The sequence below is a fragment of the Streptomyces sp. NPDC014861 genome, assembly GCF_043081625.1.
Taxonomy (GTDB): domain Bacteria; phylum Actinomycetota; class Actinomycetes; order Streptomycetales; family Streptomycetaceae; genus Streptomyces.
Genome location: NZ_JBIBWV010000007.1, coordinates 151,984 through 175,945, shown reverse-complemented (window position 1 = coordinate 175,945; position 23,962 = coordinate 151,984). Strand labels below are relative to the sequence as shown.

Annotated in this window: 24 protein-coding genes and 5 tRNA genes; 19 read left to right on the top strand and 10 right to left on the bottom strand. The window is 72.2% G+C overall.

Annotation, left to right across the window (positions count from 1 at the left end; translation table 11 throughout):
- Nucleotides 1-236: 236 nt before the first annotated feature.
- The 4 genes from ACF1BN_RS17180 to ACF1BN_RS17165 all read right to left on the bottom strand — a co-directional run bounded on the left by ACF1BN_RS17180 (nucleotide 237) and on the right by ACF1BN_RS17165 (nucleotide 5,742).
- Nucleotides 237-818, bottom strand: coding sequence for an ATP/GTP-binding protein (locus ACF1BN_RS17180; RefSeq protein ID WP_346170988.1), 582 nt, complete (start codon nucleotides 816-818; stop codon nucleotides 237-239).
- Nucleotides 799-1,194 carry a DUF742 domain-containing protein gene (locus ACF1BN_RS17175; RefSeq protein WP_392332431.1) on the bottom strand — a complete coding sequence of 132 codons (396 nt, stop codon included), beginning with the start codon at nucleotides 1,192-1,194 and terminating at the stop codon, nucleotides 799-801. The genes ACF1BN_RS17180 and ACF1BN_RS17175 overlap by 20 nt, the downstream gene beginning before the upstream one ends.
- 156 nt (nucleotides 1,195-1,350) lie before the next feature.
- Nucleotides 1,351-1,764, bottom strand: a complete 414-nt coding sequence (locus ACF1BN_RS17170) for a roadblock/LC7 domain-containing protein (RefSeq protein WP_030496942.1) — start codon at nucleotides 1,762-1,764, stop codon at nucleotides 1,351-1,353.
- Between the two features lie 9 nt (nucleotides 1,765-1,773).
- Nucleotides 1,774-5,742 carry a nitrate- and nitrite sensing domain-containing protein gene (locus ACF1BN_RS17165; RefSeq protein WP_392332430.1) on the bottom strand — a complete coding sequence of 1,323 codons (3,969 nt, stop codon included), beginning with the start codon at nucleotides 5,740-5,742 and terminating at the stop codon, nucleotides 1,774-1,776.
- A 572-nt stretch (nucleotides 5,743-6,314) separates the two neighbouring features.
- On the opposite strand from ACF1BN_RS17165, the gene ACF1BN_RS17160 reads away from it, so the two are divergent.
- From ACF1BN_RS17160 to ACF1BN_RS17120, 9 genes are all read left to right on the top strand, one after another.
- A complete protein-coding gene (locus tag ACF1BN_RS17160) occupies nucleotides 6,315-6,512 on the top strand; it encodes a hypothetical protein (protein ID WP_392332429.1) in 198 nt (65 codons plus the stop codon).
- A 113-nt stretch (nucleotides 6,513-6,625) separates the two neighbouring features.
- Entirely contained in the window at nucleotides 6,626-7,411 is a 786-nt protein-coding gene (locus tag ACF1BN_RS17155) for a fumarylacetoacetate hydrolase family protein (RefSeq protein ID WP_392332428.1), read from the top strand.
- Nucleotides 7,404-8,879, top strand: a complete 1,476-nt coding sequence (gene gltX / locus ACF1BN_RS17150; protein WP_392332427.1) for a glutamate--tRNA ligase — start codon at nucleotides 7,404-7,406, stop codon at nucleotides 8,877-8,879. Before ACF1BN_RS17155 ends, gltX begins: the two co-directional genes overlap by 8 nt.
- Before the next feature lie 202 nt (nucleotides 8,880-9,081).
- Nucleotides 9,082-9,807: an HAD family hydrolase gene (locus tag ACF1BN_RS17145; protein ID WP_392332426.1), complete on the top strand. Its 726-nt coding sequence runs from the start codon at nucleotides 9,082-9,084 to the stop codon at nucleotides 9,805-9,807.
- A 92-nt stretch (nucleotides 9,808-9,899) separates the two neighbouring features.
- A tRNA-Gln gene (locus tag ACF1BN_RS17140) sits at nucleotides 9,900-9,971 on the top strand.
- A gap of 40 nt (nucleotides 9,972-10,011) precedes the next feature.
- A tRNA-Glu gene (locus ACF1BN_RS17135) sits at nucleotides 10,012-10,084 on the top strand.
- A gap of 62 nt (nucleotides 10,085-10,146) precedes the next feature.
- Nucleotides 10,147-10,219, top strand: a tRNA-Glu gene (locus ACF1BN_RS17130).
- Nucleotides 10,220-10,241: 22 nt separating this feature from the next.
- Nucleotides 10,242-10,313 (top strand) — tRNA-Gln (locus ACF1BN_RS17125).
- Nucleotides 10,314-10,349: 36 nt separating this feature from the next.
- Nucleotides 10,350-10,422, top strand: a tRNA-Glu gene (locus ACF1BN_RS17120).
- 142 nt (nucleotides 10,423-10,564) lie between these two features.
- Here the strand turns inward: ACF1BN_RS17120 and ndgR are convergent.
- The gene (ndgR, locus tag ACF1BN_RS17115; RefSeq protein WP_005311436.1) at nucleotides 10,565-11,281 is read right to left on the bottom strand and encodes an IclR family transcriptional regulator NdgR; all 717 of its coding nucleotides are present in this window, start codon (nucleotides 11,279-11,281) and stop codon (nucleotides 10,565-10,567) included.
- A gap of 139 nt (nucleotides 11,282-11,420) precedes the next feature.
- Here ndgR and leuC point away from each other — a divergent pair, with 139 nt between their 5' ends.
- The 4 genes from leuC to ACF1BN_RS17095 all read left to right on the top strand — a co-directional run bounded on the left by leuC (nucleotide 11,421) and on the right by ACF1BN_RS17095 (nucleotide 14,619).
- Entirely contained in the window at nucleotides 11,421-12,845 is a 1,425-nt protein-coding gene (gene leuC, locus ACF1BN_RS17110) for a 3-isopropylmalate dehydratase large subunit (RefSeq protein ID WP_392332425.1), read from the top strand.
- A gap of 6 nt (nucleotides 12,846-12,851) precedes the next feature.
- Nucleotides 12,852-13,445, top strand: coding sequence for a 3-isopropylmalate dehydratase small subunit (gene leuD / locus ACF1BN_RS17105; RefSeq protein WP_392332424.1), 594 nt, complete (start codon nucleotides 12,852-12,854; stop codon nucleotides 13,443-13,445).
- 104 nt (nucleotides 13,446-13,549) lie between these two features.
- Nucleotides 13,550-13,777 carry a hypothetical protein gene (locus ACF1BN_RS17100; RefSeq protein ID WP_030496950.1) on the top strand — a complete coding sequence of 76 codons (228 nt, stop codon included), beginning with the start codon at nucleotides 13,550-13,552 and terminating at the stop codon, nucleotides 13,775-13,777.
- 143 nt (nucleotides 13,778-13,920) lie between these two features.
- Nucleotides 13,921-14,619, top strand: coding sequence for an HU family DNA-binding protein (locus ACF1BN_RS17095; protein ID WP_392332423.1), 699 nt, complete (start codon nucleotides 13,921-13,923; stop codon nucleotides 14,617-14,619).
- A gap of 154 nt (nucleotides 14,620-14,773) precedes the next feature.
- Here the strand turns inward: ACF1BN_RS17095 and ACF1BN_RS17090 are convergent, their stop codons facing one another.
- A complete protein-coding gene (locus ACF1BN_RS17090; protein ID WP_392332422.1) occupies nucleotides 14,774-14,983 on the bottom strand; it encodes a hypothetical protein in 210 nt (69 codons plus the stop codon).
- 10 nt (nucleotides 14,984-14,993) lie between these two features.
- Entirely contained in the window at nucleotides 14,994-15,641 is a 648-nt protein-coding gene (gene cofC / locus ACF1BN_RS17085) for a 2-phospho-L-lactate guanylyltransferase (protein ID WP_392332421.1), read from the bottom strand.
- 148 nt (nucleotides 15,642-15,789) lie between these two features.
- Between cofC and ACF1BN_RS17080 the strand changes: the two genes are divergently transcribed.
- From ACF1BN_RS17080 to ACF1BN_RS17070, 3 genes are all read left to right on the top strand, one after another.
- The gene (locus tag ACF1BN_RS17080) at nucleotides 15,790-16,542 is read left to right on the top strand and encodes a lysophospholipid acyltransferase family protein (protein WP_392332420.1); all 753 of its coding nucleotides are present in this window, start codon (nucleotides 15,790-15,792) and stop codon (nucleotides 16,540-16,542) included.
- Entirely contained in the window at nucleotides 16,539-17,540 is a 1,002-nt protein-coding gene (locus ACF1BN_RS17075; RefSeq protein WP_392332419.1) for an NAD(P)H-dependent glycerol-3-phosphate dehydrogenase, read from the top strand. The genes ACF1BN_RS17080 and ACF1BN_RS17075 overlap by 4 nt, the downstream gene beginning before the upstream one ends.
- Nucleotides 17,541-17,680: 140 nt before the next feature.
- Nucleotides 17,681-18,820 (top strand): D-alanine--D-alanine ligase family protein, encoded by a 1,140-nt coding sequence (locus ACF1BN_RS17070; protein WP_392332418.1) that lies wholly within the window; start codon nucleotides 17,681-17,683, stop codon nucleotides 18,818-18,820.
- Between the two features lie 30 nt (nucleotides 18,821-18,850).
- Here the strand turns inward: ACF1BN_RS17070 and ACF1BN_RS17065 are convergent, their stop codons facing one another.
- Together ACF1BN_RS17065 and ACF1BN_RS17060 are read right to left on the bottom strand one after the other, a co-directional pair.
- The gene (locus ACF1BN_RS17065; protein WP_392332594.1) at nucleotides 18,851-19,336 is read right to left on the bottom strand and encodes a DUF3515 domain-containing protein; all 486 of its coding nucleotides are present in this window, start codon (nucleotides 19,334-19,336) and stop codon (nucleotides 18,851-18,853) included.
- A gap of 23 nt (nucleotides 19,337-19,359) precedes the next feature.
- Nucleotides 19,360-19,593 (bottom strand): Lrp/AsnC ligand binding domain-containing protein, encoded by a 234-nt coding sequence (locus ACF1BN_RS17060; protein WP_169086459.1) that lies wholly within the window; start codon nucleotides 19,591-19,593, stop codon nucleotides 19,360-19,362.
- 233 nt (nucleotides 19,594-19,826) lie between these two features.
- On the opposite strand from ACF1BN_RS17060, the gene ACF1BN_RS17055 reads away from it, so the two are divergent.
- Both ACF1BN_RS17055 and thiD read left to right on the top strand, forming a co-directional pair.
- A complete protein-coding gene (locus ACF1BN_RS17055) occupies nucleotides 19,827-20,789 on the top strand; it encodes a thiamine-phosphate kinase (RefSeq protein ID WP_189848093.1) in 963 nt (320 codons plus the stop codon).
- The gene (thiD, locus tag ACF1BN_RS17050) at nucleotides 20,786-21,589 is read left to right on the top strand and encodes a bifunctional hydroxymethylpyrimidine kinase/phosphomethylpyrimidine kinase (protein ID WP_392332417.1); all 804 of its coding nucleotides are present in this window, start codon (nucleotides 20,786-20,788) and stop codon (nucleotides 21,587-21,589) included. Before ACF1BN_RS17055 ends, thiD begins: the two co-directional genes overlap by 4 nt.
- Before the next feature lie 216 nt (nucleotides 21,590-21,805).
- On the opposite strand, the gene rpmB is transcribed toward thiD, so the two are convergent.
- On the bottom strand, nucleotides 21,806-21,991 hold the full coding sequence (gene rpmB / locus ACF1BN_RS17045) for a 50S ribosomal protein L28 (RefSeq protein ID WP_003957616.1): 186 nt from the start codon (nucleotides 21,989-21,991) through the stop codon (nucleotides 21,806-21,808).
- A gap of 231 nt (nucleotides 21,992-22,222) precedes the next feature.
- On the opposite strand from rpmB, the gene ACF1BN_RS17040 reads away from it, so the two are divergent.
- A complete protein-coding gene (locus ACF1BN_RS17040) occupies nucleotides 22,223-23,920 on the top strand; it encodes a DAK2 domain-containing protein (protein WP_392332416.1) in 1,698 nt (565 codons plus the stop codon).
- Nucleotides 23,921-23,962 lie beyond the last annotated feature (42 nt).

The window sequence follows — 23,962 nt, the reverse complement described above, 5'->3', positions numbered from 1 at the left end:
GGGACGCGGGCGCTTTCAGTGGTCCACGCCTCACATAAAACGGGCATAAAGAGCGAGCCCCGCCAAATGGCGGGGCTCAGGTGAGCGCAGCGACACCGATCGGATGCGTCGGGTGTCCGGGGCGCCCGAATTCTCTGTCGAAATGTTATGAAGCCCGGGTCGGCCGTGTCGAAGGCCACAGATCGACTCCGGCCGCCCCGGTCCGGCGGCATATGACAACTGCGCTGGTGAGGACCTTACTTGAGACGGGCCATCAGGGCGTGCTCGACGAGGGTGATGAGCGCGCTCTTGGCGTCCGCGCGGTGGCGGGCGTCGGTGGTGATGATGGGGGTGTCGGGCCCGATCTGCAGTGCCTCGCGGACCTCGTCCGGGGTGTACGGCTGGGCGCCGTCGAAGCCGTTGAGGGCGATGACGAACGGCAGGCCGCTGTTCTCGAAGTAGTCGACCGCGGGGAAGCAGTCGGCGAGGCGGCGGGTGTCGACGAGGACGACGGCGCCGATGGCGCCGCGGACCAGGTCGTCCCACATGAACCAGAAGCGGTCCTGGCCGGGGGTGCCGAACAGGTACAGGATCAGGTCCTGGTCCAGCGTGATACGGCCGAAGTCCATCGCCACCGTGGTGGTGGTCTTGCCTCCGGTGTGCGTCAGATCGTCGATCCCGGCGGAGGCCGCCGTCATCACGGCCTCGGTACGCAGCGGATTGATCTCCGAGACGGCGCCCACGAACGTGGTCTTGCCCACGCCGAAGCCACCGGCCACCACGATCTTCGCGCTGGTGGTCGATCTGGCCGCGCCGCCGTTAGAGCTTGCGAAGTCCACTGAGCACCCTTTCGAGCAGTGTCACGTCCGGCGTGCCGCCGGCTTCTCCGTTGCCCGGCTGGTGGATCGCCACCATGCCCGCCTCGGCCAGGTCGGCCACGAGGATCCGGGCGACACCGAGCGGCATCGACAGCAGGGCGGACACCTCGGCCACCGACTTGACCTCACGGCACAGGTGGCAGATGCGCTGGTGCTCGGGGAGGAGCGTGGCGAGGTGTGCCGGGTCGGCCGTGGTGCTGACCAGCGCCTCGATGGCGAGCTGGTAGCGCGGCCGGGTCCGGCCGCCGGTCATCGCGTACGGACGGACCAGCGGCTGGTCGCCCTCATGACCGTACGGATCGTCGTACGGATCGTGAGTGGCGGGGGGCGGGGTCATGAATCCTCCGGGCGTGACGGCAAGACCTCTGCCGTCTGATGGGGCCGGTGGGGGGCCGGATGGGGCGGCCGGACGATGAACGGTGCCGGGGGCGGTACGAGTTGGGGGGCGTACCGCCCCGTCGAGGGGGCAGGTGCTGCGGGCGGGTGGGGGCCGCTAGTGCAGCAGGCTGCCCTGGAGCTCCGCGCGGAGATCCGGGGTGAGCACGCTGCCGGCCCGGTCGACCAGCAGCGCCATCTCGTAGCCGACGAGGCCGATGTCGCACTCCGGGTGCGCGAGCACGGCCAGCGAGGAGCCGTCCGAGACCGACATGAGGAAGAGGAAGCCGCGCTCCATCTCCACCACGGTCTGTGCCACGGGACCGCCCTCGAAGATCCGGGAGGCGCCCGCGGTCAGCGAGGTGAGCCCGGACGCGACCGCCGCCAGCTGGTCGGCACGATCGCGGGGGAATCCTTCGGACATGGCCAGCAGAAGGCCGTCGGCGGAGACCACCACCGTGTGGGACACCCCAGGGGTGTTGTCCACGAAGTTGGTGATCAACCAGTTCAGATTCTGCGCCGCCTGGCTCATCGCGCTCAACTATCGCTCCTGCTGGTGGTTCGGACCGAGGTGGAAGCTACCCGTGGTCGAGTTGCCCGCCTGTCGGCCCTGCTGGATCCCGCGGCGCAGATTGGTGAGCCGGCCGCGGACGTCGTCGGGTGCACGCGAGACCTGGGGGCCGGCCGTGTGGGCCTGCTCCTGTGCGGTCCCGGGTACGAGGTTGGCCTTCGGCACACGGCGCGGAAGACCGGAGGTGGTGACCCCGCCGGCGGAGGGCTTGCGCGCCCGCTCGGCCTGGCGCACCAGATCATCGTTGGGCGAGGGCCGCCACGAGGCCGAGCCCGGCCGCCCGTCGCCGGCCGGCTGCGGACCCGCCGGAGCGGGCTGCTGCACGACCGGGGTCTGCATGGTCTGCTCGACCGCGGGCGTCCCCTGCTGCGGCTGGACCGGCTGGGCCGGAGCCTGCTGCTGACCCTGGTCCTGGTGGAACCAGTTGGTCTCCAGGTTGTCGTACAGCGGGGTGCGTCCGTCGCCGGGAGCCGGCGCCGGCGGCAGGGCCTCCGGACGACGCGGCCGGCCGAGCTGCGGCTGCCGCGGCTCGGGAGCCTGGCCCTGCGGCGCGACGGGCTGCGGCCCCTGAGGCGGCACGGGCCGCTGGGGCGCCTGCGGCATCGGGGAGCCCTGGGGCGCCTGAGGCATCTGAGGCGGGAACTCGTTGCCGGTGCGCCGGCGCGGGGCCGGAGGCTGCTGCGCCTGCGGTACGTAGGGCTGGCTGCCGTACGACGGGCCGCCCTGGTACTGCGGGGCCTGGGGCGCCTGCGGGGCCTGCGGCTGCTGCGGTGCCTGCGGCGCACCGAAGTCGGGGCGCGGGAACTGGCCGGTGGAGCCGGGGCCCTGCGGGGCCAGGGGCGCGTCGTAGTCCGGACGCGCGAACTGCGCGGTGGACGCCGGGTCCTGGTACTGCGGGGCCTGGTACTGCGGGGCCTGGGGCGCCTGCGGGGCCTGGGGCTGCTGGGGTGCCTGCGGCGCACCGAAGTCGGGGCGCGGGAACTGGCCCGTCGAACCCGGACCCTGCGGCGCGCCGGGCGCGGCGAAGGAACCGGTGGTCTCCGCGTCGTCGTGGCCGCGCGGGGCGTCCAGCGGCGTCATGTCCTGCTGCGGACGGCGCACCGGCTGCTGGGCCGGGTCGCTGCCCCAGCTCGCGCCCTGCGGGCGCTGCGGCTGGGGGTTCCCGCCGGGCAGCTCGGCGCGCGGGAAGCCGTCGGGCGCGCCCAGCGGGTCCTGCTGCTGCGGGGCCTGGGGCTGCTGCGGGGCCTGCTGGTTCTGCGGACGGCCGCCCCACACGTCGGTGCGGGACGGGATGGCGCTGGCCGCGCCGCCGATGAGACCGGCACCCGGGCCGGGCTGCGGAGGCTGCGGGAGCTGCGGGAGCCGACCGGTCTGCTCCAGCTGGGCGTCGGCCGGCTGCGGCTGACGGGGCTGCTGGGGAGCCGGGGCCTGCGGCGCGCCGTCCCGGGCGGGCAGCGCGGTGCGCGGGGCGCCCGCGGCACCGACCTGGGGACGCGAGGCGCCGGGACCGGTGCCGAGGCGGCCGGCCGGAGCCGGGGGACCGCCGAGACCCGGACGTCCGGCACCGGGACCACCGGCACCCGGACCACCGGGCGCGCCGGGGCCGCCGGGGAGACGCCCGCCGGGGGCGTTGCCGCCCTGCGGGGCCGCGCCCTGGGAGCCGGGGCCGGTCTTGGGGGCCGGCTTGCGGCCGCCCTGGGCGACGTCGACCGGGAGCATGACGAGCGCCGTGGTGCCGCCCGAGTCGGACGGACGCAGCTGGATGCGGATGCCGTGTCGCAGGGACAGGCGGCCGACCACGAAGAGGCCCATGCGGCGGGAGACGGAGACGTCCACGGTGGGCGGCGAGGCGAGCCGCTCGTTGATCGCCGCGAGGTCCTCGGGGGAGAGGCCGATGCCGGTGTCGTGGATCTCGACCAGCACCCGCCCGTCGGGCAGCGCGTGGCCGGTGACCCGGACCTTGGTCTGCGGGGAGGAGAACGAGGTGGCGTTCTCCAGCAGCTCGGCGAGGAGGTGCACGAGGTCGTTGACGACCCGGCCGGCGACGTCGGTCGCCGGGACCGCGGCCAGCTCGATGCGCTCGTACTGCTCCACCTCGGAGGCGGCGGCGCGGAGCACGTCGACCAGCGGGACCGGGCGGGTCCAGCGGCGGCCCGGCTCCTCGCCGGCGAGGACGAGGAGGTTCTCGCCGTTCCGGCGCATACGGGTCGCGAGGTGGTCGAGCTTGAAGAGGGAGGACAGCTGGTCCGGGTCGGCCTCGCGGGACTCCAGCTCGGAGATGAGCGAGAGCTGACGCTGGATGAGGCCCTGCGAACGGCGCGAGAGGTTGGTGAACATCGCGTTGACGTTGCCCCGGAGGAGGGCCTGCTCGGCGGCGAGCCGGACCGCCTCGCGGTGCACGTCGTCGAAGGCCGCGGCCACCTGGCCGATCTCGTCCCGGGAGTGGACACCGACGGACTCGACGGAGGTGTCGACGTCCTGCGGGTCGGACTCGGAGAGCTGCTTGACCAGCTCGGGCAGGCGTTCCTGGGCGACCTTGGTGGCGGTGTCCTGGAGCCGGCGCAGCGAGCGGATCATGGAGCGGGCCACGACGAAGGCGCCGACGAGCGAGACGCCGAGGACGAGCAGGATCAGCGCACCGTTGATGATGGCCTCGCGCTGCGACTCCTGCCGCAGCTCACGGGCCATCGTCTCCATGTCGCCGAGGAGCTCGTTCTCGATGCGGCCCATGGCCGCGATCTTGGTCTCGTACTCGTCGGTGAAGTTGAGGTAACCACGCGGCGCGCCGCTCCGCATGGTGTCGTCGGACTTGAGCACGCGCTCCGCGTACTTCTCGGCGTCCACGATGGTGGGGTTGCCGGAGTGCAGCGACTCGGTGAGGTCGGTGGCGTCGCCGCCGGTCGCCTCGTAGATCGAGGTGAAGGACTTGAAGGCGTTGTTCTCGCCGCTGAGCGCGGCCTCGCCGTAGAGGCGGTCGCCGGGCTGGATCTCGCCTCTGGCCTTGTCGCTGGCCGGCAGGGCGCCCGCGATGATCGCCTGCTGGATGGAGGCGTACTCCTTGGCGGACGAGAACGCGGCGAGCGCGCGGGTCCGCTTGATCATCTCGGGGTTGCTGGTCGCCTGCGCCATGTCCTGGGAGAGGCTGAGCAGCGAGCGGATGAGACGGCTGTACGCCTCGACGGTCACCGACTGCTGGACGCCGTCCTTGTAGGCGGTGGTCCGGATGTTGTGCAGGTCGAGGACCTGTCCGGCGATGATGCCGACGTTGGAGCGGATGCTCTGGAGCGCCTCGTCGTCCTCGCTGTTCGGGATGGCCCGGGTGGCGTCGAGGAAGGCGTCGTACTGGCGGTCGGTGCGGCGGCGCGGGTTGGCGATCTGGTAGTCGCTGACCGGACGGCCGTTGGCGAGCGGACCCGCGGAGAGGTCGCGCTCGGCCTGGAGCGTCTGCGCGAGCGCGGTCGCCTCACGGGTCAGCTTGGTCAGCAGCTGCATGTGGTCGAGCTGCTGCATGTCCTGGAGCGACTCGTTGATGCGGATGCCGCCGAGGCTGGTGGCCGCGACCACGGGGAGGGTCAGCAGGGCCACGAGGCGGGTGGAGATGCGCCAGTTGCGGAGGGCTATTCGGGGGCCGGTGGAGTTCTCGGGGGTGGCGGGCGTGGTGCCCTTCTCCCCGCGCGAGGCCGCGTTCGCACCCTGTTCGCCGGGCGTGGCGGACGGGCCCGCGCCGCGTGCGGGACCGTCACCGGACTCGCCGTTCGGGCGCGCGGCCTTGCCCTGCTTCCTGCCCCGGCCGCCCGCTCCGGGCGCCTGCTGGGTGGGGTGCGGGGCCGCGGGACCGCGATCGGCCCCGGCACGCGGTTCCTGCTCCGACGGAGCCTCCGCGCGACCCTTGCGGGCCGGGGCGGAGCCCGCGCCATCCCTCTTGAAACGTCCCTGCACTAGCGTCGCAACCTCTGGACCAGGCGCCCTTTCCGGTCGGAACCGGAGCGGACGGTGTCGGCGTCGATGGGACGCGTGTGCGCGCCCCGGGTGGTCGTCGGTGACCGGCGCAGATCCCCCTTTCCCGCCACTCGGCCGGCGCTGCGTTGCGCCCCCTGCGTGCCGGCGTCGAACCCGCGGCGGTGCCGGAATTCCAGCACAGTGCCGGAACTCCAACAAGGGCTGCGGTCTGTACCGCGCGGGGGATGACCAACCGTACGCATCGCGTCACCCCGTGTAGAAGATGATCACGGAGGTTTCGGACTTTTCCCCTCCAATATCCCGGGGTCCCCGAGTGTCCCAGTCGCGATGATCAGGAGCGGAATGGAGGGTTCAGTGGCAGAATGTCCCTTTCCGTGACTTGACATGCGTGTCCGTAATGAGCGGTATATCCACCCGTTGGTGAGCAAACTCACACGGGAATGGATGTCTCCGCCATGCATTCGAAGGGAACGCCTTGATTTAGCCTGACGCTTTACACCATTCTTCGCGCCCGCACGGGCGCCCGTCCCGGAACAAGGACTGCCAGCGCGATGACTGCACCCACCCCCGCCACCACGGCCAACCCGCGCCGCTCCACCCTCGCCCACCTCGCGGACGCCGCCGCCCTCGGCCGCGGCGCCTCCCCCGAGTACGCGACCGAGCTGCCCGGCGCCACGGCCAACCCGCGCCGCACCGTCCTCATGCAGGCCCCCGCCCCCTACGTGCCGGCCTACCTCGCCGAGGCCTGATCCGCCCCCTCAGCACGCCCGCCACCGGCGATATCCGCCGGTAGGCCGCCCCGCGCCGCGTTAGCCTGGAGCGTCAGACTCCAGCCAGTACCAAGTGAGGGGCGACAGCACTCGTGCGCATCGCCAGATTCTCCATCGACGGCAATGTCGCCTTCGGCGCGGTCGAGGGCGAGGGGCCGGTCGAGTCCGGCGGCCTCGTCCTCGACATCATCAAGGGCATCCCGTACACCGACTTCGAGCTCAGCGGCACCAAGGTCCCGCTGAGCAAGGTACGGCTCCTGCCGCCGGTGCTCCCCAACAAGGTCGTGGCCATCGGCCGCAACTACGCGGAGCACGCCAAGGAGCTCGGCAACGAGGTCCCCGAGGTCCCGGTCGCCTTCTTCAAGCCGACCACCTCCGTCATCGGCCCCGGCGACGCCATCGAGTACCCCTCCTTCTCCAGCGAGCTGCACCACGAGGCCGAACTGGCCGTGGTGATCGGCCGCATGTGCCGCGAGGTGCCCCGGGAGCGCGTCAAGGACGTGATCTTCGGCTACACCTGCGCCAACGACGTGACCGCCCGCGACGTCCAGAAGCGCGAGGTCCAGTGGGCCCGTGCCAAGGGCTTCGACACGAGCTGCCCGCTGGGCCCCTGGGTGGAGACCGACCTCGACCCGAGCGACCTCGCCGTCCAGGCCACGGTCAACGGCGAGCAACGCCAGCTCGGTCGGACGAGCGACATGATCCGCTCCATCGAGGACCTGGTCGTCCACATCACCGAGGCCATGACGCTGCTCCCGGGCGACGTCATCCTCACCGGCACCCCCGCCGGGGTCGGCCCCCTCACCGTCGGCGACGAGGTCGCCGTCACCATCGAAGGCATCGGCACTCTCACCAACAGGGTGATCAAGCGTGGCTAACGCGAACCTCCGCGTCCGTTTCTGTCCGTCCCCGACCGGCAACCCCCACGTGGGCCTGGTCCGCACCGCCCTCTTCAACTGGGCGTTCGCCCGGCACAACCAGGGCACCATGGTCTTCCGCATCGAGGACACCGACGCGGCCCGCGACTCCGAGGAGTCCTACGAGCAGCTGCTCGACTCGCTCAAGTGGCTGGGCCTCGACTGGGACGAGGGCCCCGAGGTCGGCGGCCCGCACGCCCCGTACCGCCAGTCGCAGCGGATGGACATCTACAAGGACGTCGCCGACAAGCTGCTCGCCGGCGGACACGCGTACCGCTGCTACTGCACCACCGCCGAGCTGGACGAGCGCCGCGAGGCCGCCCGCGCCGCCGGGAAGCCCTCCGGCTACGACGGCCACTGCCGGGAGCTGTCGGACGGGCAGGTCGCGCAGTACGAGGCCGAGGGCCGCGAGCCGATCGTGCGCTTCCGGATGCCCGACGAGGCCATCACCTTCACCGACCTGGTCCGCGGCGAGCTCACCTTCACCCCGGAGAACGTGCCGGACTACGGCATCCTCCGGGCCAACGGCGCCCCGCTCTACACCCTGGTCAACCCGGTCGACGACGCGCTCATGGAGATCACCCACGTCCTGCGCGGCGAGGACCTGCTCTCCTCCACCCCGCGCCAGATCGCGCTCTACAAGGCGCTGATCGAGCTGGGCGTCGCCAAGGAGATCCCCGCCTTCGGCCACCTGCCGTACGTGATGGGCGAGGGCAACAAGAAGCTCTCCAAGCGCGACCCGCAGGCCTCCCTCAACCTCTACCGGGAGCGCGGCTTCCTCCCCGAGGGCCTGCTGAACTACCTGTCGCTGCTCGGCTGGTCCTTCTCGGCCGACCAGGACATCTTCACCATCCCCGAGATGGTGGCGAAGTTCGACATCGCCGACGTCAACGCCAACCCGGCCCGCTTCGACCTCAAGAAGGCCGAGTCCATCAACGCGGACCACATCCGCATGCTGGACGTGAAGGCGTTCACCGAGGCCTGCGAGCCCTGGCTCCAGGCCCCGCACGCCCCCTGGGCCGCCGAGGACTTCGACCGCGCGGCCTGGGAGCGGATCGCCCCGCACGCCCAGACCCGGCTGACCGTGCTCTCCGAGATCACGGCCAACGTCGACTTCCTCTTCCTGCCCGAGCCGGTCCTCGACCAGCCCTCCTGGGACAAGGCGATGAAGGGCGAGCCCGCGGCCCTCCTCACCACCGCCCGCGAGAAGCTCGACGCCGCCGACTGGAGCGACCCGGAGTCCCTCAAGAACGCCGTCCTGGCCGCCGGCGAGGCCCACGGCCTCAAGCTCGGCAAGGCGCAGGCCCCGGTCCGCGTCGCCGTCACCGGCCGCACCGTCGGCCTCCCCCTCTTCGAGTCCCTGGAGATCCTGGGCAAGGAGAAGACCCTGGCCCGCGTCGACGCGGCCCTGGCGAAGCTCGCCGCGTAGGCGCCACCCGCCGCACGGGACGGGGGCGGCGGCCGGAGTTCCCTCCGGCCGCCGCCCCCGTCGTCGTACCCGCCCCCCAGGGTCGGCCGCGACGCCGACGGCGAGGCCGCCTGCTCCGCCGCCGGCCTCCGCCCCTTCCGGTTCACCGGGAGCGGGTGAGAACCCCGCCCCTCCGGGGCCCCGGCGGCGTACCGTCGATCCCATGAGCATCCGCGCCGTCCTCTGGGACGTGGACGACACGATCTTCGACTACGCGAGCGCCGACCGCGCCGGGATGCGCGCCCACCTCGCCGCCGAGGGCCTGTCCGGACTGCACGGCTCCGTCGAGGACGCCCTGCGCCACTGGAAGGAGCTCACCGAGCTGCACTGGCGGCGCTACGAGGAGAGGCCCGCGGGCAGCTGGCAGGACCAGCGGCGCCGGCGCGTCCGCGACTTTCTGGAGCGCCCGGCCATGACCGACCCCGAGACCGACGCCTGGTTCGGCCGGTACGTGACCCACTACGAGGCCGCCTGGGAGCTCTTCCCCGACGCCCTGCCCGTCCTCGACCTGCTCGCCCCGGAGTACCGGCAGGCCGTCCTGTCGAACTCCAGCATCCACGCCCAGGAGCCCAAGCTGCGGGCCCTCGGCGTCCGCGACCGCTTCGAGTCCGTCCTGTGCGCCGCCGAGCTGGGCAGCGCCAAGCCGGCCGCCGAGGCCTTCCACGCCGCCTGCGACGCCCTCGGCCTCGCCCCGCGGGAGGTGGCCTACGTGGGGGACCTGCCCGACATCGACGCCCTCGGCGCCCAGGAGGCGGGGCTCCGCGGCATCTGGCTGGATCGCGCCGACAGCGGCGACCGGCCCGGCCTGCACCGCATCACCGACCTGCACCAGCTCCCTCCGCTGCTCCGCGGGGATACCCGTTTTGGAGCACCGTCCACCTTCGGGTAATGTTCTTCCTGCGCCGAGGGGAGCAAGCCGAAAGGCAAGAACCCGGAAAGCGCAAGCCGAGCAAGATCCCCCTCGCGGGGAAGTTGCCCCGGTGGCCTATGGTGTAATTGGCAGCACGACTGATTCTGGTTCAGTTAGTCTTGGTTCGAGTCCAGGTAGGCCAGCTCGCAGAGCTCATCTGCAACCGTGGATGGCATCCACAAAGCCCCCGTTGTGTAGCGGCCTAGCACGCCGCCCTCTCAAGGCGGTAGCGCCGGTTCGAATCCGGTCGGGGGTACAGATCCTTCCCGCGGGATCACTTGGGTAGCGCCCAGGTGGACCCGATGCAGGATCGCTAGGGCCCCCGTTGTGTAGCGGCCTAGCACGCCGCCCTCTCAAGGCGGTAGCGCCGGTTCGAATCCGGTCGGGGGTACGACGCTGGTCTAACCACGTATTGGTCTATGGTGTAATTGGCAGCACGACTGATTCTGGTTCAGTTAGTCTTGGTTCGAGTCCAGGTAGACCAGCTCGGATCTGCGGCGGAGACGCTCGCACGATCCAAAGCCCCCGTTGTGTAGCGGCCTAGCACGCCGCCCTCTCAAGGCGGTAGCGCCGGTTCGAATCCGGTCGGGGGTACGCGAGATGAGAAGCCCTTCCCTTCGGGGGAGGGCTTCTTCGCTGTTGCCCTGACCCGACCCGTGTCCGGACACAACTCCGGCCCACCGCTGCGGCGTTGGAGCGGTGGGCCGGGAACGTACAGGTGAACAGAGGAGAAGGGTCAGCCGTTGCGGCGGAGCGCCTCGGAGAGCCGGGCCGCGGCGTCGATGACCGCCTGGGCGTGCATACGGCCCGGGTGGCGCGTCAGGCGCTCGATCGGACCCGAAACCGACACGGCGGCCACCACGCGGTTCGAAGGGCCCCTCACGGGCGCGGAGACGGACGCGACGCCCGGCTCCCGCTCGCCGATCGACTGGGCCCAGCCGCGGCGCCGTACGCCCGACAGGGCCGTCGCCGTGAAACGGGCGCCCTGGAGACCGCGGTGCAGCCGCTCGGGCTCCTCCCAGGCCATCAGGATCTGCGCCGACGAGCCGGCCTTCATGGTCAGCGTCGAGCCCACCGGGACCGTGTCCCGCAGACCGGACAGCCGCTCGGCCGCCGCCACGCAGATCCGCATGTCGCCCTGGCGCCGGTAGAGCTGCGCGCTCTCCCCGGTGACGTCGCGCAGATGCGTCAGCACCGGCCCGGCCGTCGCGAGGAGGCGGTCCTCACCGGCCGCCGCCGCGAGCTCCGCGAGGCGCGGGCCCAGGATGAAGCGGCCCTGCATGTCGCGGGCCACCATCCGGTGGTGTTCCAATGCCACGGCCAGTCGGTGGGCCGTGGGTCGTGCGAGTCCCGTCGCCGCGACCAGTCCTGCGAGGGTGGCCGGACCGGACTCCAGGGCGCTCAGGACAAGGGCTGCCTTGTCGAGAACGCCTACGCCGCTAGAGTTGTCCATGCAACGATATTCGCGTCTCACTCTGTGAAACGCAAGTTCAATTTCCCGAGGAACTTGTCACTCTGGTGAGGCGGCCGCACAACGGCCCGCACAACGGTCTCTAGTGGTGTCGGCGCAGCCGCCGGCCGGAGGGAAAGCGATGGGTAGGACACTCGCGGAGAAGGTCTGGGACGACCACGTCGTCCGGCGCGCCGAGGGCGAGCCCGACCTCCTCTTCATCGATCTTCACCTGCTGCACGAGGTGACCAGCCCCCAGGCCTTCGACGGCCTCCGGCAGAACGGCCGGCAGGTGCGGCGCCTCGACCTCACCCTCGCCACCGAGGACCACAACACCCCCACGCTCGACATCGACAAGCCGATCGCCGACCCGGTCTCCCGCGCCCAGCTGGAGACCCTGCGCAAGAACTGCGCCGAGTTCGGTGTCCGGCTCCACCCGCTCGGCGACGTCGAGCAGGGCGTCGTCCACGTCGTGGGACCGCAGCTGGGCCTGACCCAGCCCGGCATGACCGTGGTCTGCGGCGACTCCCACACCTCCACGCACGGCGCCTTCGGCGGCCTGGCGTTCGGCATCGGCACCAGCCAGGTCGAGCACGTCCTGGCCACCCAGACGCTGCCCATGGCCCGCCCGAAGACCATGGCCATCACCGTCGACGGCGAGCTGCCCGCCGACGTGACCGCCAAGGACCTCATCCTCGCGATCATCGCGCGGATCGGCACCGGCGGCGGCCAGGGCTACGTCCTGGAGTACCGGGGCTCCGCCATCGAGAAGCTCTCGATGGAGGCCCGCATGACCATCTGCAACATGTCCATCGAGGCCGGCGCCCGCGCGGGCATGATCGCCCCCGACGAGACCACCTTCGCCTACCTCAAGGGCCGTCCGCACGCCCCCGAGGGCGAGGACTGGGACGCCGCCGTCTCCTACTGGAAGACGCTGCGGTCCGACGAGGACGCCGTCTTCGATGCCGAGGTCGTCATCGAGGCCGCCGCGCTGGCGCCGTTCGTCACCTGGGGCACCAACCCCGGCCAGGGCGCGCCGCTTTCGGCGAACGTCCCCGACCCGGCTTCGTACGAAGACCCCTCGGAGCGCCTCGCCGCCGAAAAGGCCCTGGAGTACATGGGGTTGACCGCCGGCCAGCCGCTGCGCGACATCAAGGTCGACACCGTCTTCGTAGGCTCCTGCACCAACGGCCGCATCGAGGACCTGCGCAACGCCGCCTCCCTCCTGGAGGGCCGCCAGGTCGCCGACGGCGTCCGCATGCTGGTCGTCCCCGGCTCCGTCCGGGTCGCCCTGCAGGCCGTCGAGGAGGGCCTGGACAAGGTCTTCAAGGAGGCCGGCGCCGAATGGCGGCACGCGGGCTGCTCCATGTGCCTGGGCATGAACCCCGACCAGCTGGCCCCCGGTGAGCGCTCCGCGTCCACCTCCAACCGCAACTTCGAGGGCCGGCAGGGCAAGGGCGGCCGCACCCACCTGGTCTCCCCCCAGGTCGCCGCCGCCACCGCCGTCCTGGGCCATCTGGCCTCCCCGGCCGACCTGTCCGACGCCGTCACCACCGCGGGGGTCTGAGGAACCATGGAAGCTTTCACCACGCACACCGGCCGGGCCGTCCCGCTGCGCCGCAGCAACGTCGACACCGACCAGATCATCCCGGCGCACTGGCTGAAGAAGGTCACCCGCGACGGCTTCGAGGACGGCCTCTTCGAGGCCTGGCGCAAGGACTCCGAGTTCATCCTCAACCGCCCCGAGCGGCAGGGCGCCACGGTCCTGGTGGCCGGCCCCGACTTCGGCACCGGCTCCTCCCGGGAGCACGCCGTCTGGGCGCTCCAGAACTACGGCTTCAAGACCGTGATCTCCGCCCGCTTCGCCGACATCTTCCGCGGCAACTCCCTGAAGAACGGTCTGCTGACGGTCGTCCTGCCCCAGGAGACGGTCGACGCCCTCTGGCAGCTGACCGAGGCCGACCCCACCGCCGAGATCACCGTCGACCTGGAGGCCCGCAAGGTCCTGGCGGACGGGATCGACGCCGACTTCGAGCTCGACGAGAACGCCCGCTGGCGGCTCCTGAACGGCCTGGACGACATCAGCCTCACCCTTCAGAACGAAGCCGACATCGCGGCCTACGAGGCGGAGCGACCGTCCTTCAAGCCCCGTACAATTACGGCCTGAGCAGCGCTTTTCCAAGACTGCGCCCCCCACCCTCCGGTGGGGGGCGCAGTCGCTTGTTGAGACCCTGTCGGGCGACAACTCGCCCTAGATGGCACAATCGGTGCATGGAACGCGACAGCCAACTCGAGCTCTACGAGGCAGTCGCCGCCCGATTGAAGGAAGCGCACTCCCGAGTGCGCGCACTGCAAGTCCCGGAGGGCGTAAGGATGGCGCTGTCCCGGAAGCTGCTGGTCGTCACGGCCGCGGCGAAGCACGATCTCGCGGACGCGGCAACGCGTCTGGACCGGTTGATGAAGGACCTCGACGAGGGCCGATTCCCTGAAGACGACTGACACCAGGAACTCCGCAACGGCACTTCCGCGTTGCGGCACAAGGGTGATAAGGCCGTTTCGTGTTTGATTTGCGGTATATACATGCCTAACGTGCGAAAACGCTAGAACAGTTTCGTTCCGGCAAAGTCTCCGAAGGGGAAGACGTGAACAAGGCGCAGCTCGTAGAAGCGATTGCCGACAAGTTGGGCGGTCGCCAGCAGGCCGCCGAAGCCGTCGACCACGTGCTCGACGCCATCGTGCGCGCCGTGGTGTCCGGCGACCGGGTCTCGGTCACCGGGTTCGGCTCGTTCGAGAAGGTCGACCGCCCGGCCCGCTACGCCCGCAACCCCCAGACGGGCGAGCGCGTGCGGGTCAAGAAGACCTCGGTTCCGCGTTTCCGCGCAGGCCAGGGCTTCAAGGACCTGGTCAGCGGCTCGAAGAAGCTCCCCAAGGGCGGCGAGGTCTCCGTCAAGAAGGCCCCCAAGGGCAGCCTGACCGGCGGCTCCTCCGCCACCGTGAAGAAGGCCGCGGCGAAGAAGGCCACCACGGCCAAGAAGGCCGCCGCCAAGAAGGCCACGCCGGCCAAGAAGACCACGGCCGCCGCCGCGAAGAAGGCCACTCCGGCCAAGAAGACCACCACCGCGGCCGCGAAGAAGACCTCCGCCGCCACCAAGAAGACGACTGCGGCCGCCAAGAAGACCGCCACCGCCGCCGCGAAGAAGGCCACCACGGCCACCACCGCCAAGAAGGCCACCGCCAAGAAGACGGCCCCGGCCAAGAAGGTCACGGCGAAGAAGGCGCCCGCCAAGAAGACCACGGCGCGCAAGACCGCCACGGCCAAGAAGGCCGCCGCCAAGAAGTAGGACGGTCCCCGCACGTCCGCCGGGCCGGGCTCCCCGCGAGGGAGCCCGGCCCGCGGCGCGTCCGCGCGGCCCGGGGCCGTACGAGGGGGAGCCGGACCCGCCTCGGTTCCGGGCGCACGTCAGGGCCGTGCGCACGACGGGCCGGGGGAGCGGTTCAGAAGGTCTGCAGCGTCACCAGGGTGATCCGCGGGCCCGCGCCCGGCTCGCCCGGCTCGGCCTCGATCCGCACCCGCTGACCCGGCCGCAGCAGCCGCAGCCCGCCCGCGTCGAAGGCCTCGGGACCGAACTCCACGGGGGTGCCGTCGTCGAGCAGCACGCTGCCGCTGCGGGTGTCGGGGTCGTACGTGAACGCGGTCGCCTGCATGCACCGCACCCTATCCGGCCGGTGCCGGCCGCCGGGCCGCCGTCCGCGGGCCGAGCCCCAGCGAACCCGCGGCCTCCAGGTCCTCCCCGGTGTCCACGTCCCGGCGCACGGAATCCACCCCCGCCAGCCGGATTTCCACCGCCCCCGACGACAAATGCCTCAGCCTCGACGGTCCTCCGAAAGCCGGTTCCAATTCCACCCCCGGTGCCGCCGAGAGGAATGTCGTACCTATTTCGGCGGCATCCGCGAGAAATGCCCTCGGGAATTGCCGGGCCGCCGCGAGCACCCGCCCCAGCTCCACCGGGCGCAGCGCCGGCAGGTCCGCGTTCAGCGCCGCCACGCGCGCGTGCGGCCGCCGCTCCCGTATCGCCCGGGCCCCGTGCGCCAGCGCCGCGTTGAGCCCCGCCGCCGGGGAGTCCGGCACGACCCTGGCCCCCAGCGCCGCCAGCGCCCGGCCCGCCGCCGGATCGTCCGTGACCACCACCACGTCCCGGACCTCCGGGCACTCCAGCGCCGCCGCCACGGTGTCCTCGGCGAAGGCCAGGGCCAGCCGCGGGCGCAGCCGCTCCCCGGCCGCCGCGGCGAGCCGGCTCTTCGCCAGGGCCAGGGGTTTCAGGGGTACGACCAGGGACCAGCCGTCGTCCGCATCCGTGTTCATCGCGGCCCATTCTGTCCCGCCCCGGCGGTACGGCCCCGCCCCCGGGGCGTACCGTGTCCTCGACAGAGCAGGACCACGGGGCGACACTTGACCCCCCTGCCGGCCAGACCCGGCAAGTCCCCGCACATCCCGGAGAAAGGTGCCCCGAGTGCCCCGCCGCAGAATCGGCTTCTGGTACCGCCTCGCGGCGGTCATCGCCAAACCCCCCCTGGTGGTTCTGTTCAAGCGGGACTGGCGCGGCACGGAGCACATCCCGGCCGACGGCGGCTTCATCACCGCGGTCAACCACAACTCGTACCTGGACCCGCTGTCCTACGCGCACTACCAGTACAACACCGGCCGCGTGCCCCGCTTCCTCGCCAAGGCCGGCCTCTTCAAGGCCGGATTCGTCGGCACGATGCTCCGCAACACCGGCCAGATCCCCGTCTACCGCGAGACCACGAACGCCCTCGACGCCTTCCGCGCCGCCGTGGACGCCATCGAGCGCGGCGAGTGCGTCGCCTTCTACCCCGAGGGCACCCTCACCCGGGACCCCGACATGTGGCCCATGCCCGGCAAGACCGGCGCCGCCCGTGTGGCGCTGCTGACCAAGGCGCCCGTCATCCCGGTGGCCCAGTGGGGCGCCAACCTCGTGATGCCGCCGTACGCCAAGACGGACAAGTTCAGCCTCTTCCCGCGCAAGACGCTGATCGTGCAGGCCGGCCCGCCCGTCGACCTCTCCCGCTTCGACGGTCTGGAGCCCACCCCCGAGGTGCTGCGCGAGGCCACCGAGACGATCATGAGCGCCATCACCGCCCTCCTGGAGGAGATCCGCGGCGAGCAGGCCCCCGCCGAGCCGTACGACCCCCGCCGCGCCCGCCTGGAGCAGCGCCGCAAGGCCGCCGAGGGAGGCGCCAAATGACCAAGGCCGCCGTCTTCGGCAACGGATCCTGGGGCACCGCCTTCGCCATGGTGATGGCCGACGCCGGCTGCGAGGTGAGCCTCTGGGGCCGCCGCCCGGCCCTCGCCGAGACCGTCAACACCACCCGTACCAACCCGGACTACCTGCCCGGCGTCGAACTCCCCAAGGGCATCACGGCCACCGCGGACGCGGCCGAGGCCGCCGAGGGAGCCGACTTCGCCGTCCTCGTCATCCCCTCCCAGACGCTGCGCGAGAACCTCGCCGCCTGGGCGCCGAAGCTGGGCCCCGACACCGTGCTCGTCTCCCTCATGAAGGGCATCGAACTCGGCACCGCCAAGCGGATGAGCGAGGTCATCACCGAGGTCGCCGACGTCCCCGCCGAGCGCGTGGCCGTCCTCACCGGCCCCAACCTGGCCCGCGAGATCGCCGCCCGGCAGCCCGCCGCCGCCGTCGCCGCCTGCGTCGACGAGTCGGTCGCCCAGCGGCTCCAGACCGCCTGCATGACCCCGTACTTCCGCCCGTACACCAACACCGACGTCGTCGGCTGTGAACTCGGCGGCGCCGTGAAGAACGTCATCGGCCTCGCCGTCGGCATCGCCAACGGCATGGGACTCGGCGACAACTCCAAGGCCACGCTCATCACCCGCGGCCTCGCCGAGACCACCCGCCTCGGCCTCGCCATGGGCGCCGACCCACTCACCTTCTCCGGTCTCGCGGGCCTCGGCGACCTCGTCGCCACCTGCTCCTCGCCGCTCTCCCGGAACAACACCTTCGGCACCAACCTGGGCCGCGGGATGACCCTCCAGGAGGCCGTCGAGGCCACCAAGCAGACCGCCGAGGGCGTCAAGTCCTGCGAGTCCGTGCTCGATCTGGCCCGCCGGCACGGCGTCGACATGCCGATCACGGAGACCGTCGTCTCCATCGTCCACGACGGCAAGCCGCCGACGGTCGCGCTCAAGGAGCTGATGTCGCGCAGCGCCAAGCCCGAGCGCCGCTGAGCCCCGGAGGCCGCCGGGCCGGGGCGCCGCCGAGCCCCGGAGACCGCTGAGCCGGACGCGGGAGGCCGCTGAGCCGGACGCGGGAGGCCGCCAGCGGGGCGCTCAGGAGTTCGGACACCGCAAGGTACGCTCAACGCGATATGAGCGAGAACACCCAGAGCCCCCGCAAGCCGCGCGTGGCCGTCGTCTTCGGCGGACGCAGCTCGGAGCACGCCATCTCCGTCGTCACCGCCGGCGCCGTCCTCAAGGCGATCGACCGGACCAAGTACGACGTGCTTCCCATCGGCATCACCCGGGAGGGGCGCTGGGCGCTGACCGCCGACGCCCCCGAGCGGATGGCGATCGCCGAGCGCGCCCTGCCGGACGTCGACCAGCTCGCCGAGTCGGCGACCGGCGGCGTGGTCCTCCCGGTCGACCCCGCCAGCCGCGAGGTCGTCCTGCACGAGCCCGGCTCCCTGCCGCAGGCCCTCGGCGAGGTCGACGTCGTCTTCCCGATGCTGCACGGCCCCTACGGCGAGGACGGCACCCTCCAGGGCCTCCTGGAGCTCTCCGGCATCCCCTACGTCGGCGCGGGCGTCCTCGCCTCCGCCGTCGGCCAGGACAAGGAGTACATGAAGCGGGTCTTCGTCTCCTACGGCCTGCCCGTCGGCCCGTACGAGGTGATCCGGCCGCGCGAGTGGGACCGCAACCCGGCCGAGGCCCGCAAGAAGATCGTCGAGTTCGCCGCCGACCACGGCTGGCCGCTCTTCGTGAAGCCCGCCCGCGGCGGCTCCTCCGTCGGCATCACCAAGGTCGACGACCTCTCCGGTCTGGACGAGGCCGTCGAGGAGGCCCGCCGCCACGACCCGAAGATCATCGTGGAGGCGCTGCTGCGCGGCCGCGAGATCGAGTGCGGCGTCCTGGAGTTCGAGGACGGCCCCCGCGCCAGCGTGCCCGCCGAGATCCCGCCCGTCACCGACCACGACTTCTACGACTTCGAGGCGAAGTACATCGACTCCGCCTCCGGCCTGGTCCCCGCGCCGATCGGCGACGAGGCCACCGCCGAGGTCCAGCGCCTGGCCGTCGCCGCCTACGACGCGGTCTCCTGCGAGGGCCTGGTCCGCGCCGACTTCTTCCTCACCGAGGACGGCGACTTCGTCATCAACGAGATCAACACCATGCCCGGCTTCACGCCGATCTCCATGTACCCGCGCATGTGGCAGGAGAGCGGCGTCGGCTACCCCGAGCTCGTCGACCGGCTGATCCAGGCCGCGCTGACCCGCTCCACGGGCCTGCGCTGACCCCCTGGGCCCGTCCCCCCGGGGACGGGCCTAACGGCATTCCGGCTCCAGGGCGCACGGCACCGCCCGCTCCACCGGGCCGGCCAGATCCACCAGCGGCCCGATGTCGTGCGCGTACCGCTCGTCCAGCGTCACCTCGACGTACGTCTCCCGGTACACCGAGGTGAACCGGGGGCCGCCCGCTCCGGGCTGCTCCAGCATCCAGCGCACACCCTCGGCGGAGACGCCCTGCGCCTGCGGATCGCTCATCTTTTCGGGCCGGGGGACCCCGCAGCGCAGTACGATCGCTCCGTCACCCCACCCCGCGGTCAGCTCGGAGTCGGGGGACGGATCGCTCCGCTCCCGCCCCGCCACGGTGTCCGGGAGCTCCTGCGCCAGCGCTCGGCAGAGCGCCGCCTCCGCCGGGGGCGGCGTGGGCACCGGCACGGACGCCTGGGCGTCGGCGGAGCAGCCGGTGACGGCCAGCAGCAGGACGGCGGCCGCGGCGGGCAGGCCGAGAGGCCGGTGGGAAGACATCACCGGCCAAGGGTAGACGGGGGCTAGAGATGGACGACCGGGCAGGTCAGGGTGCGCGTGATGCCGTCCACTTGCTGGACCTTCGCGACCACCATGCGGCCGAGCTCGTCGACCGTGTCGGCCTGCGCCCGCACGATCACGTCGTACGGACCGGTCACGTCCTCTGCCTGGATCACCCCCGGGATCTTGGAGATGGTGTCGGCGACGAGCGACGCCTTACCCACCTCGGTCTGAATCAGGATGTACGCCTGTACCACGGAACCTCCAGGGCGGCCACGAGGATCTTGTGGGAGAAAGAGACGCCACGGTACCGCGTCCCCGGAAGCCGCGGGGAGACCCGCGCCTTCCGGGGCGCCCGGAGTGTGGCGTACACAGGACGGAAGTTGACGGTCAACTTGACGGTACCCAGCACGGTGACGGCCCGCGACCCGCGGCGCGAGCGGACGCTCCGCCGACCGCCGGCCGGTACGACGACACGAGGTGAGACGCGGTGAAGGGCACAGTCGGAGAACTGGGCGAGTTCGGGCTCATCAGAGAGCTCACGTCCCGGCTCACCTCCACCCCGGCGGTACGGATCGGGCCGGGCGACGACGCCGCCGTGGTCTCCGCCCCGGACCGGCGCGTGGTGGCCAGCACGGACATCCTGCTCGAAGGACGGCATTTCCGCCGCGACTGGTCGACGGCGTACGACGTCGGCCGCAAGGCCGCCGCGCAGAACCTCGCCGACATCGCCGCCATGGGCGCGGTCCCCACCGCGCTCCTCCTCGGCCTCGTCGTCCCCGCCGAACTCCCCGTCACCTGGCCCACCGAATTGATGGACGGGCTGCGCGACGAATGTCAGGTCGCGGGCGCGGCGGTGGTCGGCGGCGACGTCGTGCGCGGCGACACGATCATGGTCTCCATCACCGCCCTCGGCGACCTCCGCAACCACGACCCGGTCACCCGGGGCGGCGCGGAACCCGGCGACGTCGTCGCCTACACGGGCTGGCTCGGCTGGTCCGCCGCCGGCTACGCGGTCCTCTCCCGCGGCTTCCGCTCCCCGCGCGCCTTCGTCGAGGCCCACCGCCGCCCCGAACCCCCGTACCACGCGGGTCCGGCCGCCGCCGGGCTCGGCGCCACCGCCATGTGCGACGTCAGCGACGGCCTCATCGCCGACCTCGGCCACATCGCCGAGGCCAGCAACGTCCGCATCGACCTGCGCTCCGGGCTCATCGACATCCCCAGCCAGATGCACGACATCGGCCAGGCCGTCGGCGTCGACCCGCTCCAGTGGGTGCTCACCGGAGGCGAGGACCACGCCATCGTGGCCACCTTCCCGCCCGACGTGAAGCTGCCCGCCCGCTGGAAGGTCATCGGCGAGGTCATCGCCCCCTCCGCCCTGCCCCAGGTGACCGTCGACGGCGCCCCCTGGCACAGCGCCGGCGGCTGGGACCACTTCGGGGAGACCGAGTGAGCACCGCCCCGCCGCTCGTCCTGACCGTCGCCGGATCCGACTCCGGCGGCGGCGCGGGCATCCAGGCCGACCTCAAGACCATGCTCGCCCTCGGCGTCCACGGCATGAGCGTGCTCACCGCCGTCACCGCCCAGAACTCGCGGGGCGTCCACGGCGTCTGGGAACTCCCCGAGGAGGCCGTCCGCGCCCAGTACCGGGCCGTCGTCGACGACATCGGCGTCCACGCCGTCAAGACCGGCATGCTCGCCACCGCCCCGCTCGTCGAGACCGTCGCCGCACTCCTCGCGGGAACCCCCGGCGTCCCGGTGGTCGTCGACCCCGTCGGCGTCTCCAAGCACGGCGACCCGCTGCTCGCCGCGTCCGCGCTCGACGCCGTGCGCACGAAGCTGCTCCCCCTCGCGACCGTCGCCACGCCCAATCTGGACGAGGTGACGCAGCTCCTGGACCTGCACGTCGTGTACGAGGGCGACATGAGGCGCGCCGCCGAGGGGATCCTGTCGTACGGGCCGTCCTGGGTGCTGATCAAGGGCGGACACCTGCCCACCGGCCGGGAGGCCGTGGACCTGCTCACCGACGGCGAGGAGGAGCACTGGCTGCGCGCCCCGCGCCACGACAACCGGCACACCCACGGCACGGGCTGCACGCTCGCCTCGGCGATCGCCTCGGGGCTCGCCAAGGGGCTGCCGGTGCCGGAGGCCGTCCGCGCGGCCAAGGAGTACGTGACCGGGGCCATCGCCTCCGGGTTCGCCCTGGGCGAGGGCATCGGGCCGGTGGACCACGGGTGGCGGTTCAGGGGGTAGCGGATCGGCCGTGGCCCGGGGCGGACCCGACTTCCGGGTACCGGTACGGGTCCGGACCTGGAATCGGGGCGTACCCGGATCCGGACATCGCCAGGATCCGGGTACGCCCCGATTCCGGTACCGCCCCGATTCCGGGTACGGCGAAAGGCCGGTTCACCTAGGTGAACCGGCCTTTCAAGGCAACCGCAGGGGCTGCGCTACGACAGAACGTCGCGACTAGCGCGAGACCTTGCCGGCCTTGATGCACGAGGTGCAGACGTTGAGCCGCTTCGGCGTCCGACCGACCACGGCACGCACACGCTGGATGTTCGGGTTCCAGCGACGAGACGTACGGCGGTGCGAGTGCGAAATGTTGTTGCCGAAGCCCGGCCCCTTGCCGCAGACGTCGCAGTTGGCAGCCACGGGTCACTCCAAAGACTTCAGATTTACAGTGAGATCCGGCGCACCGGAATCAGGAGTCTGAAGTGGCTTGCCGGGGATGGCCCGGCGAGTGCCGGGCAACCGAAGCAGCATACAACGCCTGCTCCTGTGGAACGAAACTACCACGGTCAGGGCCGACCCCGTCCCGGCCCCCCGGTCCGGGAACCCCCGGTCTACCCTGCGGTGAGCTTCACCGCCGAAGGAGGACCCCCGTTGTCGCGAGCCCCGCAGCCCTTCGACCACACCGTCCGGAGTGACGAGCGTCTCGTCCTCGACGCCGGGACGGTACGGGCCTGGAGCGCGCGGACGGCCGAGGCGCTCGAACGGGAGCGGGCCGCCATCGACGCCATCAACGTCTACCCGGTCGCCGACGCGGACACCGGCACCAACCTCTACCTGACCGCCGACGCCGCCCACCGCGCCGTCGAGGCCGTCTTCACCGCCCCCGGCGGCTCCGCCCCCGACACCGCCGAGGCCGTACGGGCCCTGGCCCACGGAGCGCTCCTCGGCGCCCGCGGCAACTCCGGCACCATCCTGTCCCAGCTGCTCCGCGGCATGGCCGGGGTGCTCGCCGAGGGCGCCGACGGCGACCACCTCGCCCGCGCCCTCGCCTCCGCCGCCGCCTCCGCCCGCGCCGCCGTCGCCCACCCCGAGGAGGGCACCATCCTCACCGTCGCGGCCGCCGCCGCGGCGGGCTGCGCGGACGGCGGCCCCCTCCCGGACGTGGCCAGGAGGGCCTACGACGGGGCCAGGACGGCCTTGGAGGCCACCCCCGGCCAACTGGCCGTGCTCGGTCGCGCGGGGGTCGTGGACGCCGGCGGACAGGGGCTGGTGGCCGTGCTCGGCGCGCTGGTGGAGACGGTGACCGGCCGGGCGCCGGAACCGCCGCCGGCCCCCACGGGGGTACGGGCCCTCCCGACCGGTACGGGGGAGACCTGCGCGCCCGCCGATCAGGGCCCGGGCCATGAGGGCCCCGGCCACGAGGTGCTCTACCTCCTGGAGGCCGGCGACGAGGCCGTCGAACTGCTCAAGGCCCGGCTCGACGCCCTCGGCGACTCCCTCGTCGTCGTCGGCGGCGACGGGCTCTGGAACGTCCACGTCCACACCGACGACCCCGGCGCCGCCGTCGAGGCCGGCATCGAGGCCGGCCGCCCCCACCGGATCCGCATCACCCACTTCGCGAGCGCCGCCCCCGCGCCCGCCCCCCTCGCCCCGGCCGGAACCGCCGTCCACGCGCGCGAGGAACGGGCCCCCCGCGCGGTCGTCGCCGTCCTCCCCGGCGAGGGCCTCGCCGGACTCTGCGCCGACGCCGGCGCCACCACCGTCCAGGCCCGGCCCGGCGAACCGCCCGCCGGCGACGAACTCCTCGACGCCGTCCGCCGCGCCCACGCGCGCGAGGTGGTCCTCCTGCCCAACGACACCGAGCTGCGGGCCGCCGCCGCGACCGCCGCCGAACGCGCCCGCGCCGAGGGCATCCGGGTCGCCCTCATCCCCACCCGGGCCGCCGTCCAGGGCATCGCCGCCCTCGCCGTCCACGAACCCGGGCGCAGCTTCGACGAGGACGTCGTCGCCATGACCGCCGCCGCCGGCGCCACCCGCTACGCCGAACTCGCCGTCGCCGAACGCCAGTCCTTCACCTCCGCCGGCGTCTGCCAGGCCGGCGACGTCCTCGGCCTGATCGAGGGCGACGTCGCCGTGATCGGCCAGGACCTCACCGACACCGCCCGCACCGTCCTCGACCGGATGCTCCAGGCCGGCGGCGAACTCGTCACCCTCGTCGTCGCCGACGGCACCCCGCCCGGCCTCGCCGACACCCTCGAAGCCCACGTGCGCCGCGGCTACCTGGCCGTCGACACCGTGACGTACCACGCGGGCGAGGGCGCCCCGCCGCTCCTCATCGGGGTGGAGTAGAAGGGCCGCACCGGCAGGTTGTCCACAGGCATCGCCCCGAGT